Origin of the sequence: Endozoicomonas sp. ALB032 (assembly GCF_049310125.1) — a bacterium.
Classification (GTDB): domain Bacteria; phylum Pseudomonadota; class Gammaproteobacteria; order Pseudomonadales; family Endozoicomonadaceae; genus Endozoicomonas_A.
In genome coordinates this window covers 871,927-883,451 of sequence record NZ_JBLYNW010000001.1, presented here as the reverse complement: position 1 = coordinate 883,451, position 11,525 = coordinate 871,927, and the positions used below count along the sequence as shown (strand labels likewise).

Annotated in this window: 11 protein-coding genes; 3 read left to right on the top strand and 8 right to left on the bottom strand. The window is 49.2% G+C overall.

The genetic code is table 11. From position 1 onward, the window contains the following. Nucleotides 1–33: 33 nt before the first annotated feature. On the top strand, nucleotides 34–1,719 hold the full coding sequence (locus ACO6VG_RS02360; protein ID WP_422135458.1) for a ShlB/FhaC/HecB family hemolysin secretion/activation protein: 1,686 nt from the start codon (nucleotides 34–36) through the stop codon (nucleotides 1,717–1,719). Between the two features lie 62 nt (nucleotides 1,720–1,781). On the opposite strand, the gene ACO6VG_RS02355 is transcribed toward ACO6VG_RS02360, so the two are convergent. The 3 genes from ACO6VG_RS02355 to ACO6VG_RS02345 all read right to left on the bottom strand — a co-directional run bounded on the left by ACO6VG_RS02355 (nucleotide 1,782) and on the right by ACO6VG_RS02345 (nucleotide 2,721). Then, entirely contained in the window at nucleotides 1,782–2,120 is a 339-nt protein-coding gene (locus ACO6VG_RS02355; protein WP_422135457.1) for a DUF5615 family PIN-like protein, read from the bottom strand. Beyond that, nucleotides 2,120–2,341, bottom strand: coding sequence for a DUF433 domain-containing protein (locus ACO6VG_RS02350; RefSeq protein ID WP_422135456.1), 222 nt, complete (start codon nucleotides 2,339–2,341; stop codon nucleotides 2,120–2,122). Before ACO6VG_RS02350 ends, ACO6VG_RS02355 begins: the two co-directional genes overlap by 1 nt. A gap of 164 nt (nucleotides 2,342–2,505) precedes the next feature. Next, a complete protein-coding gene (locus tag ACO6VG_RS02345; protein WP_422135455.1) occupies nucleotides 2,506–2,721 on the bottom strand; it encodes a hypothetical protein in 216 nt (71 codons plus the stop codon). 13 nt (nucleotides 2,722–2,734) lie between these two features. Between ACO6VG_RS02345 and ACO6VG_RS02340 the strand changes: the two genes are divergently transcribed. Both ACO6VG_RS02340 and ACO6VG_RS02335 read left to right on the top strand, forming a co-directional pair. After that, nucleotides 2,735–3,184, top strand: coding sequence for a ShlB/FhaC/HecB family hemolysin secretion/activation protein (locus ACO6VG_RS02340; protein WP_422135454.1), 450 nt, complete (start codon nucleotides 2,735–2,737; stop codon nucleotides 3,182–3,184). Between the two features lie 335 nt (nucleotides 3,185–3,519). Then, nucleotides 3,520–4,083: a hypothetical protein gene (locus ACO6VG_RS02335; RefSeq protein ID WP_422135453.1), complete on the top strand. Its 564-nt coding sequence runs from the start codon at nucleotides 3,520–3,522 to the stop codon at nucleotides 4,081–4,083. Nucleotides 4,084–4,253: 170 nt separating this feature from the next. Here ACO6VG_RS02335 and ACO6VG_RS02330 read toward each other — a convergent pair whose 3' ends face one another. The 5 genes from ACO6VG_RS02330 to ACO6VG_RS02310 all read right to left on the bottom strand — a co-directional run bounded on the left by ACO6VG_RS02330 (nucleotide 4,254) and on the right by ACO6VG_RS02310 (nucleotide 11,512). After that, complete coding sequence (locus ACO6VG_RS02330) at nucleotides 4,254–5,900, bottom strand: ABC transporter ATP-binding protein (RefSeq protein ID WP_422472516.1); 1,647 nt, start codon at nucleotides 5,898–5,900, stop codon at nucleotides 4,254–4,256. A gap of 1 nt (nucleotide 5,901) precedes the next feature. Next, nucleotides 5,902–7,272, bottom strand: coding sequence for an ABC transporter permease (locus tag ACO6VG_RS02325; RefSeq protein ID WP_422135451.1), 1,371 nt, complete (start codon nucleotides 7,270–7,272; stop codon nucleotides 5,902–5,904). A gap of 10 nt (nucleotides 7,273–7,282) precedes the next feature. Beyond that, nucleotides 7,283–8,260 carry an ABC transporter permease gene (locus ACO6VG_RS02320; protein ID WP_422410663.1) on the bottom strand — a complete coding sequence of 326 codons (978 nt, stop codon included), beginning with the start codon at nucleotides 8,258–8,260 and terminating at the stop codon, nucleotides 7,283–7,285. Nucleotides 8,261–8,303: 43 nt separating this feature from the next. Next, nucleotides 8,304–10,475, bottom strand: coding sequence for an ABC transporter substrate-binding protein (locus ACO6VG_RS02315; RefSeq protein ID WP_422135449.1), 2,172 nt, complete (start codon nucleotides 10,473–10,475; stop codon nucleotides 8,304–8,306). Between the two features lie 65 nt (nucleotides 10,476–10,540). Continuing rightward, nucleotides 10,541–11,512: an aldo/keto reductase gene (locus ACO6VG_RS02310; RefSeq protein ID WP_422135448.1), complete on the bottom strand. Its 972-nt coding sequence runs from the start codon at nucleotides 11,510–11,512 to the stop codon at nucleotides 10,541–10,543. Nucleotides 11,513–11,525 lie beyond the last annotated feature (13 nt).

Below are 11,525 nucleotides of genomic sequence, written 5' to 3'. Positions count from 1 at the left end.
TCCAGTGATGGGCAGGCCTGGGAGTAGATGTACTTGGACGGGTATAACAAGAAAAATAATGCTTGCAGAAAGCGACTTTTCTCTAAATTCCATTTCTCGTTGAATGCAGCCGGACTGGCTTTATGCAGTCTCTGGCTGCAATCAACGGTCACTTTGGCCACACAACTACCGCTGCCAGATCCTTCGGGAAATCTCAGCAGAGACATTGAGAAGCAGAAAGAGCGCCTGGTTGAGCCTGAACTGAGAAAAAAGACGCCAACTGTGAAGAAGGATCAGGAGCCGGAAGCGGTTCAGGAAAGCGGTGGTCCAATGCTTCTTTTGCAGGGCATTCGCTTCACAGAATCTAGACACCTGTCCCGAGAGGAATTGCAGTCGCTGGCGGAGCCCTGGCTGGGCAAAGAAGTCAATTATCAGGATTTGCAAACCCTGCTTGGAGCTGTCAATACACTCTACAAGAGCAAAGGCATTTACACGGCTGCTGCAGTGTTTCCGGAACAGAAAATAGAGAACGGGTTGGTCAGTATCAGACTGGTGGAAGGTCGCTTTGGTGAACTGGTTTTTTCTGGCGAAGTGGAAGAGGATGACAGAGCGTATTTTCAGAAGTGGATCAATACAGACTGGCAGAAAGACTCCATCGATGTCGAAGCGCTGGAGCGGGATATCCTGTTTTATAACCGGGTTCACGGCCAGAGATTGCAGTCAGAGCTTAAGGCCGGTCAGGCGTTTGGATTGACCGATGTCGTTGTTCAGATTCCTGAATCGGAAGAAGGAGCGTCGCTCTATTTTGATAACCACGGCACTGAAAACGCCGGAGAAGAGCAGTTAAGTCTGCTCTACCAGAAAACGTCGGTGTTCAGCCACGGCGACAAATTATTGGGCTATGGTCTGACGTCTGATGGACTCAAGTCATTCAGCGCCAGCTACAACCGGGTCTTGGGCGAAGAGGGCTGGAGACTGGGAGGCAGTTTCCAGTACACCGACAGCGAGCTGGAAATCACGACAGTTGACGTCGACGTTACCGGTGACACGACACGTTACACTCTGGATGCCAGTTACCTGTTCTGGTCCGACATTGATGGCTGGCTGAACCTGCTTTTTTCAGCCAGCAGTACTCGTTCGGAAAACGCTGTTGCGGATGAACCTTTGTCGGACTACCGTAATGATCAGCTGCAGTTCGGGCAGGAATTGAATCTGCTGGACGACAACTGGCAGGTTAATGGCCGACTGCTGTTCAGCAGACTGCGCAGCAAGTCCATTCTGAATGACGATGTGCGCTACCTGAGTTTGTTGAACCCGAGCCTGACCCTGATCTACAACTTTGACTCGCCACTCTATGTGCTGTCTTCATGGGAGGCTCAGTGGGCCAGTGAAGCAACTCTGCCTTCGAGCCTTGGCTTTGCTCTCGGAGGGTTGTACAGCATTCGAGGCTATAACAACAGTGCTGTGACCGGCGACAAAGGCTGGCGTCAGCAGACAGAGCTGCACTACTCTGGCCTGTCCTATCGACAGAGCGCAATCGAACCTTTTGTCTTTCTTGATCATGGCGAGACAAGGATGCCCGGTTCCCACGAAAAACTCACCTCCGCTGGCCTGGGGACAAAAGTCTCTGCCGAATGGGGCGCTGTTGAAATCACTGCCGCCCAGACGCTCGAGCCGGTGGGTGTCTCAGGGAATGACTTTCGGGTTTATGCGCGGTTTAGTCTGACCAGCTGGGATTGAGGTGCTCTGATCATCAAACAGGTTGCCACGAGGTTGCCACGCTTGAGCATGGGAGCGAGCCATTATGACTGAATGGTCAGCAATCCATCATTAGTCTCTGTCAGAAATTGATTGATACGACTCCTGTTATTACTGATCAGGGATTCAAGAGCGGGTAGACGAGCGTTACCGATTTTAATGTGGATGACTTTAGGCGGTGGCCCGAACCGACTCCAGAAATCTACGAAGTCTTTATCTTTGGTTAATATGGCCTTATTGTGTGCTTTTGCGTATTCCCAGACCAGCCGATCCGGGGCTCCTTCACCCAGTGATTCGACTCTTGAGACAGCCTGCGTCCCTTTGTAATCAGCTTCTATTCTTGCTGCCAGTTTGTAAGACAGGTTTTCATCAATCAATATCACTACGCAGCATCCCCCTTAGCCAGATTTTGGGCGGCATAACCCAGGGCAGCTCGTATCTTGGTTTCATTCAGGCTGGGAAAGTCCGATATGATTTCGGCGAAGGACATGCCGGAACTCAGCATTTCAAGAATGCTTTCTACAGTGATCCGGGTGCCTTTAACGCAGGGCTTGCCTGTCATGACTTCAGGGTTGCATACAATCCAGATGTTACTGTCAATCACGTTGTATCTCCATTTATTGTGATTTTTCGGTAATTTTAGGCGTTGGGGGCGCTTTCAACAATGTGGCAAGCCATTTGACCCTGTATCCATGCCAACTTACTGAATTTTGAGCATAACAAACCAACACGCTGACCTACATGCCTCCGTTGCTAAGTGCCAGAATCTCAGGACTCCAGCACAGAAACCGACACTGCTTCCTCCGGGCCAATGCTGAGAAACCGAAAGCGGTATTCACAGTCTGCTGCTAACTGATAATTGGCTATTCCGTCTTTTGAGACAGTGTCTGCGTAAGCCATTGGCAGGCTGTCCTGACTGACTTCGGACGACAACTGGCAGGTTAATGGCCGACTGCTGTTAAGCAGACTGCGCAGCAAGTCCATTCTGAATGACGATGTGCGGTACCTGAGTTTGTTGAACCCGAGCCTGACACTGATCTACAACTTTGACTCGCCACTCTATGTGCTGTCTTCATGGGAGGCTCAGTGGGCCAGTGAAGCAACTCTGCCTTCGAGCCTTGGCTTTGCTCTCGGAGGGTTGTACAGCATTCGAGGCTATAACAACAGTGCTGTGACCGGCGACAAAGGCTGGCGTCAGCAGACAGAGCTGCACTACTCTGGCCTGTCCTATCGACAGAGCGCAATCGAACCTTTTGTCTTTCTTGATCATGGCGAGACAAGGATGCCCGGTTCCCACGAAAAACTCACCTCCGCTGGCCTGGGGACAAAAGTCTCTGCCGAATGGGGCGCTCTGGAAATCAGCGCCGCCCAGACGCTTGAGCCGGTGGGTGTCTCAGGGAATGACTTTCGGGTTTATGCGCGGTTTAGTCTGACCAGCTGGGATTGAGATGCTTTGATCATCAAACAGGTTGCCAGGAAGCCTCCCAAAATAATAAGAGGGTGTCACAGTAAAAAAAGCAGTGATGGAAATGAGTATCTATACTTGAGCGTTGGGTTAATTCGGGAATCTGATAAAGCGGAGTACTTCTCTTTCTTCTGCTATCTGATTGACGACATCTTGTCGTTAGTGTCGAGTGAGCTGGTAAAAATCCGACTGGTGACGTTCGTTTGTTTTTCTACAGATGGATAAATGGTGACTGGAATTTTTTATGTGACCTTGGTCTGGTTAAAGCAGCTTCATGATATTCCCGGGTTATAACATCAGAAGAGGCTTTTTTAGTTATGAAAGTTTTAATGGCTATTCCTGTTGGTTTACTCCTTTCCGGTTTCCTGTCCACAGCATCGGCAGCAGAAGTGACATTCAGAGATGAAACGGTGGGGTTAGGCTATGGCTTTAGTGCAGTAGCTGCAGGTTTTCAACATAATGCTTTTAGATATTTCAGGAAGGTGGGTGGCTTGAAGGCCACTTTGGACAGTTTTATTAAGTCTGGTGTTTATCTTCCCATCAGTACCAGTATCAGTCTCCAGAATGTGAACAATGACCTTCATCCCACTGATGCCAGGTATCCCAAGGGGACTGTGGCCTGGTCCCTTGATAGCCCCGATGTTTATAAGCCCACCTATACTTTCTCTGTTTTTGCAGGTGGCATATTTTATTATCCTGATGAGCAGCCGTATATGATTACACTGTCAGTGGATGGAAGGGATTACGGTCCAGTGAAAACAAACAGGGAGAGTAACTGGTCTCCCACTCGCTTTGAGAGAGTACCTTTCTCAGATAGCAGTGATGTGGTTATAACCCTGTCCCCGATAGCTCAAAACGAGCCTCAGAATAATGAACTTTGAGTCTCAAACATTCCGGACAGTTTTTCACTATCGGGTTCATTTCTTCAGGGTGTAGAGCCTGATTATCTTCACGGATGCATAACGAGCCAGAACCCTCGCAGCCTGTAGGACAGTCTTAAGTCCGACAGGCTGCTCGCCCATAACTAAGCGTGATGGGCGGGGAATGGCGCTTAACGCACTTCCGGAACAGCGCTGAGCAGCTTACGAGTGTAATCATGCTGAGGTCTGGTCATTACATCTTCGGTATGGCCCTGTTCGACAATTTTGCCTCCCTTCATCACCGCGACCCGGTGAGCGAGATGAGGAATGATTGAAAGATCGTGAGTTATAAACAGGTACGAGACTTGCAGCTCTCTTTGCAACTCCAGCAACAAATCCATGACTTCTGAGCGGATAGATACATCCAGTGCGCTGGTAGGTTCATCACAAATGATCAGGTCAGGTTCAACCGCAAGCGCCCGGGCGATGGCTATGCGCTGACGCTGACCACCAGAGAACTCGTGGGGATAGCGATAGCGGTGCTCAGGCTCCAGCTGGACCCTCTTTAAAAGCGATTCAACACGTTGCTCCCTTTCAGCTTTGCTCAGACCCATCTGCAGGCTAATCATACCTTCTTCGATAATGTCACCCACCGTCATACGTGGGTTCATGGAAGAATAAGGGCTTTGGAAGATGACCTGGATTTTTTTGCGAAGGGGCAACATTTCCCTGCGGGAAAGCGCGTGAATTTTCCGGTGGTTGTACCAGATCTCACCACCGGTCGCTTTTTCCAGGTTAAGAATGGCACGACCAGTGGTGGATTTGCCACAACCCGATTCGCCTACCAGGGCCAGCGTTTCACCTTTGGCGATGGAGAAGCTGATGCCATTAACCGCTTTGGTGTAATCGTGAACTCTCTGGAGGATTCCCTTACGAATGGGAAAGTGAACTTCCAGATTATCTACCTTCAACAAGGGAGTGGGATGGGTCTGAGGCCGGTAAGCGTCCATGTCAGGCAGGCTGTTAATCAGACGACAGCTGTATTCTTCACGAGGATTCTCAAAGAAATCATCACAGCTGCCTTCCTCAATGATCTCACCCTGATACATAACACCAACACGATCAGCGGTTTCACGAACTACGCCCATATCATGGGTAATCAACAATACCGCCAGGTCACGGCTAATGGTTAATGCTTTTACCAGCTCCAGAATCTGCTTCTGAATGGTGACATCCAGGGCGGTGGTGGGCTCATCCGCCAGCAGAATATCCGGCTCACAGGCCAGAGCCATAGCAATCATAACCCGCTGCTGCTGACCTCCGGACATCTGGTGGGGATACCAGTCTACACGTTTATCCGGGTCAGGAAGGCCGACTTCTTCAAACAGTTGGACAGTGCGTTTTCTGATCTCGTCACCGGTCAGATTGGTGTGTATTTTCAGGGTTTCTGCAATCTGGTCACCCACTTTTTGAACCGGATTCAAAGAGGTCAATGCATCCTGAAAGATCATGGCGATCTTTTTACCACGAACGGAGCCCATTTCCTGCTCGGTCAGGGCAAACAGGTTGGTATCATCTTGCCGGATTATTCCCTGAGTGATTTTCAGAGCATCGGGCAGCAGACGCATGATTGACAACGATGTTACCGACTTGCCACTGCCTGACTCGCCAACCAATGCAAAGACTTCACCCTTGTTCAGTTGGAAACTGACGCCTTTTAGAATCCGGGTATCGGGTTCATGTCTGAGGACAACATTAAGATTGGATACCTGCAATGCCGGTTCTTTGCTCTCGGCCGTTTTGGCCATGTTCTCCCCTGAGGATTCTGTAATGCTCATATCAGGCAGCCTCCAAATGGGTTTTGGGGTTAAAGGCGTCACTGACGAGGTCCGAGAAAAGGTTGGCTGCCAGCACCAGAACAAACATCAGGGTAAAAGCGCCTGCAAGGTTCCACCAGACGGCGGGTACCCGACTGAGTTCTGCGCTGCTAGTGCTGATCATATTACCCCAGCTGTGCATTGAAGAGTCGACTCCCACACCGATGTAGGCAAGCACTGCCTCGGCCATTACCAGACCACTGAAGTCGAGAACAAATATGATCAGAATGATATGGGTAACATTGGGCAGAATGTGTTTGCTGATGATTCTGGCATGACTGACGCCGAAAGCATGGGCAGCCTGGACATAGTCAAGTTGACTGATTTTCAAGGTTTCCGCTCTGAGCAGACGACAGAGGGTGGCCCAGCTGGTAACTCCGAGAATAAAGCATAGGCCGATGAATTTGGCATCACCTTTTTCGAGTCCGGTACTAAAGTAATCAGGGTTCAGGTCAATCCATATCTGGAACAGCAGAGCGGAGGCTGCAATCAATAGAAGACCCGGAATAGAACTGAGAGTGGTATACAAATACTGAATAATGTCGTCTACCCAGCCTTTGAAATAACCAGCGGCTATTCCAAGGGAAATGGCAATAGGCATCATGATCAGAGTAGCCAGAGTGCCAATCAACATGGCGGTGCGAATACCTTTGAGGCATTTGTAGAGAACATCGTTACCTCCTTTATCTGTGCCCAGGATGTGATAAAGGCAGCCGATGTGAATCATCCAGGTGAGCAGGCAAATAATAATTGCCAGGGTTATATAGGCCGTTTTCCACGGGTAGATGCTGTTTTTACCTTTCATCCAATAGGCATGGGCAGCAATCAGAAGAGCACTGAACAACAGGCCAGTGAGAAGCGCCTGAAATGATTGCAGGGCAATATCCACAAGCCTGTCATCAGAGGATTCCAGATGCTTACCTGCATGTTTCAAGCTGGCATAATCCCGGTAAGTATTGCCTTGTTCATCTTGCATATTTTCCTTGGAGTATGATTTCAGTGAGAAGGGGGCTGAATAGGTTTTTTCCTTGTCCTCCCCCATTTCGCCCAGCACCAGATCCAGAACACTGTTTATATGACTGGAGTAATAAACGTCACTTTTATACTGACCTTCAAGAGGTTCGATCGCCTTGCGAAAATGCAGTGAATCCAGAACACCTATGACAATGTAGGTAAGAATAATCAGAAAGCAGGACATGCCCAGTCGGGAACGAAAAACTCTGCTCCAGCGTTCACGACTCTCGTTGTTGCGAATGATACTGACAATGAATGCGATCATGGCTGCCAGTAGGATAAACAGCAATGCATCACTCCATAAAATAACCGGTTTCATGGATGTTCTCCTAATTCAGCCTGACACGGGGATCGACCAGTGTGTATGAAATGTCAGTGGCAATCAGGCCTATGATGTAGAGTACTGAGCCAATAAACACCATTGTTCTGACAATGGCGAAGTCCTGGGATTTCAGGGCATCAATCATGTAACTGCCCAGGCCCGGGATGCCAAAGAAGGATTCCATCACCAGGCTGCCCATAAACAGCATTGGAATGACAATCACGATATTGGTCAGAATCGGGATCATGGTGTTGGGCAGAATGTGCCGGAACAGGACGCTGACTTCGCTTACCCCTTTTGCCCTGGCCGTGCGGGCGTAATCCTGATTCGCTTCCTCCAGGAACAGTGTCCGGTAGAGTCGGGCTCCGGCTCCGGTACCGGCAATGACACCAATAACAACCGGAAGAATCAGAAACCTGAAGGAACCCAGTCCGGGCTGGAAACCCGACACAGGCACCAGGTTCCACAAACGGGTGACCAGATACTGGCCACCAATGATGTAAAACAGGTAAGAGACAGACATCAAGCCAACAAAAGAGACCACAAACACTTTCTCAAGTCCGGTATTGCGGATCATAACCACTAAAAGGGCTATGCTGATATTGACCCAGAGTCCGATGAGCAGTGTTGGCAGGGCAAACATGACGCTGGGCCACATGCGCTGGGAAACATCGCTGGTAATATCCCGACCGCTCTCCGACCGTCCAAAGTCGAAGCTGAAGAGACTGATGGATTTGTTGAAAAAGATGGTTTCTGTCAGTGCTTTCAGACCTTCTTCTTCGTGATTGAAAAACAGTGGCTGGTGGTAGCCATTCGTCTCTTTCCAGAGTTCAATGGCTTCCTCGGTGACGTATTTATCCCCCAGCTGAGCTCGTGCCATATCGTCAGGGCTGTTCACCACAAAGAAGAGTAAAAAAGTAATCAGATTGACACCAATAAGAATAGGAATGGCGTAAATCAGTCGTCTGATAATATAAGCAAGCATGGTAGAACGTCCTTAAACCTGAAAATTATTCTTCAGCTTTTTATTAGCTGTCGGTATTTATGACCAGCTTCTGGCGTCGTCTATAGGCGCGAATCGCAGGAATAAACAAAGCGACAAAAACCCCCATGCCTGCCACCAGAGGGACAAGATTGGGTTGGTTCCATTCAGCCTGTTTTTGTTTTCTCACTTCTGAATCGATCTTCAGGTATTTAAGGGTAGCCTTGGAGATGCCATGACGTTTGGTATTAGAAACCCACTGGTTATTCAGGTAATACTCTTTCGGGTATTCGCCAGTAAACCAGGGAGCATCAGCGCGAACCTGATCCAACATTTCGGCGATTAACCGATTTCGCTCAGGACCGGGCTGCATGGTCTTCATCTGCTTGAAAAGCCTGTTATAGCGAGGATTGTTATAGTTGGCATTGTTGTTGCCGTCACATTGACAGGCGACAGGGCTTTGAGGGCCATAGAGCAAGAACAGAAAATTCTCGGGATCAGGGTAATCGGCCAACCAGCCATAGGAGAACATTTGGTGGTTCCCTGTGCTCATTTTCTCTTTATAGCGATTCCAGTCTGTCGCTCTGAGTTCTAACTCTATGCCGAGTTTTTTGAGCTGGCGTTTTTGCCAGTCTTCACGGCTTTTGCTGGTGGCTTGGGCCTGGACATCCAGATAGAGCTTCAAAGGCTTACCTGTTTCAGCATCACGACCATTGGGGTAGCCCGCTTCAGCCAAAAGCTGTTTGGCGTATTCAAGGTCTTTGCGAACGGCCTTGCCATTTTTCCAGTCGTGGGTGAAGGGATTGATGCCTGCCTCTGCTTTCAGAGAACCTTCAATACCGGGAGGAATGGGCCCCATGAAAGGAATGGCGGAGCCGTTTCGGAATATTTCTATATATTCTTCAGAATTCCAGGCAATGGAGATGGCCTGACGCAGCTTTTGCTTTTTCGGGGAGTAACCACCCACCACATTGTCCAGCATATTGAAGCCCATATAGTAGACCGCAGGCTTAACATCCTGGGACAGAGTGATCTGTCTGTCTTGCATTTCGTCGGTAAGCTCTACACCCTCGGGGCCGATGGTCAAGGCCTGGTCAAAGTTTTGGGTGACGTTGCCGTGGTTTTCTCCTGAGCGATCGTAATATCCCTGCAGGAATTTGGTCCACATAGGCAAAACTTCTTTGTCCAGGCTGAAAATGGCTTTATCTATGAAAGGTACCTTTGCTCCGGCATCAGCAAGCAACCCTGCCTCTTTATCACCGGGGGCTCCTTCAGTGGGATAAAAATCATCCCTGAAGTTAGGATTTCGTTCCAGAATGATTTCCCTGTTAGGGTCATTTCTGGTCATCATGTAGGCACCTGTGCCGACTGGATACCAGTCCAGAGTCAGGTTGTTGTCTTTGAACCCGGGGTTGTTATAGAAGCGATCCGCCTCCCAGGGGACAGGTGCAAAAAAGTGCATGGCCAGCCAGTAAGAAAACTGGGGGTAGATGCCTTTTATAGTAATAGAGAAAGTCCGCTCATCAACTCTTTCCAGTCCCCTCATTTTGAATTCACGAAGATCCAGCCACCCGTCTCTTTCAACAGTTTTTAATTCCTCGGTCACTTCACTCATGCCGTCTATATACTGAGCAAGGAAGCCAATTAAGGGTGCTTTATTGTGAGGGTCGGCAATCCTTTTGATCTGATAGAGAAAGTCGTCTGCGTCCAGCCCCCGAGTTGCTGTTTGACCAAAGTCGGAAAGAGCTTTGTAGTTTACGGTTTCACTTTCATCGTTAAAGAGATAGACGTAATCGCCTTTACCGTTTTTGGCGAACGCCGGGTGAGGCTGATAAACAATACCTTCCCTGAGGGTGATGGTGTATCGACTGAAGGCAATGTCAGGGCTATCAAAGGTGGTCTCCTCGTGGTTGGCGTTAAGAAAACGAACCTCTGGCATGGATTCAGCCACCAGAGGTTGCAGTTCATAAGGCCTTTTCAGAAAGTGATAACCAAGAGGAGGCTCGTAGATCTGGTCGATCAGCATACTTTCATCAGTGCTGTACGAAATAGCCGGATCAAAGTGCTGGGGGGGGAGTTGAAAATTGGTGTAGTAGACAGTCTGGTTCTGATGACCAGAACTTTCCTGATGAGGATTATTCCAGGGACCTGAACAGCCCGTCAGCTGAGTGGTAGCTATGAGTGTGGCAGCCAGATATCTGGTTGCTTTCTGGTTCATAATAACTTCATCCCCGTTTTCTAATAATTGTTCGTCGATGTCAGAGTTACTGAGTCATTTTCAAATCAAGGCAGAGACCGCCCTCTGGAGGCGATATAAAGCTTGTACCAGTCTTCCCTGCTTAGATGAACTTCCATCGCCTGAGAGCATGCACGAATACGATCTTTATCCGTTGTGCCAATCACAGGCTGGATGCTGGCCGGGTGCCTCATCAGCCAGGCCAGAGCAATGGCTTCTCCGGAAGTCTGATAGTCTTCAGCCATCTCGGCAACCTGTTTTGCAGTGGCCTGAACGGCCGCTGGTTCCTTACTGGTATCTTTTCCGATGAACAGTCCCTGATCCAGACAGCCCCAAGCCTGAAGCTGAACGTTATTTTTACGACAGTAATCAATCATTCCCGGCGTAAAGCCAGTGTCGGCACTCTCACTCATGGCGACCAGTATCCCGTCTTCCACAAAGTCACAACGGGCAAGACTCATGGGCAACTGGTTGACGATCAAAGGTTGTTCGATGCAGGAGTGAAGGTAGGCGATTTGATGCTGGTTCATATTGGAAACACCAAAGTGTCGTACTTTTCCGCTGTCGTATAAGCGAGTAAACGCTTCGGCGATTAAATCGGGTTCCATCAGCGGGTCAGGGCGATGCAGTAAAAGAATATCCAGATACTCTGTACCCAGCCTTTCGAGAATGCCATTGACACTGAACTCTATCCATTGGGGAGAAAGGTCGTATCGACCGGGGTTGTCGTCGTCGGCAAAGCGAATGCCACATTTGGACTGGATGATCAGGTCCTGGCGAAGTTTTGGCTCCGCTTTAATAACGTTGCTGAATGCCTGTTCTGCTTTGCCCATGGTATAGATATCAGCATGGTCAAAGAAGTTAATGCCACACTCCAGTGCTGTATTCACGGCATTATGGGCCAGAGTGTGGTCGTGATCGGAAATAGGATTATTGTTCCACTCACCTCCCAGGCCCATACAACCATAAATCAGTCGGCTGGCTTTAGGAATGTGAATCTGAAGCGGGAAACGATTCATACTCAGCTCCCTT

Coding starts and splice junctions, on each gene's coding strand:
- ACO6VG_RS02345 (WP_422135455.1), bottom strand. CDS start 2,721: ATGGACTTGCTGCGCAGTCTGCTTAACAGCAGTCGGCCATTAACCTGC.
- ACO6VG_RS02335 (WP_422135453.1), top strand. CDS start 3,520: ATGAAAGTTTTAATGGCTATTCCTGTTGGTTTACTCCTTTCCGGTTTC.
- ACO6VG_RS02330 (WP_422472516.1), bottom strand. CDS start 5,900: ATGAGCATTACAGAATCCTCAGGGGAGAACATGGCCAAAACGGCCGAG.
- ACO6VG_RS02325 (WP_422135451.1), bottom strand. CDS start 7,272: ATGAAACCGGTTATTTTATGGAGTGATGCATTGCTGTTTATCCTACTG.
- ACO6VG_RS02320 (WP_422410663.1), bottom strand. CDS start 8,260: ATGCTTGCTTATATTATCAGACGACTGATTTACGCCATTCCTATTCTT.
- ACO6VG_RS02315 (WP_422135449.1), bottom strand. CDS start 10,475: ATGAACCAGAAAGCAACCAGATATCTGGCTGCCACACTCATAGCTACC.
- ACO6VG_RS02310 (WP_422135448.1), bottom strand. CDS start 11,512: ATGAATCGTTTCCCGCTTCAGATTCACATTCCTAAAGCCAGCCGACTG.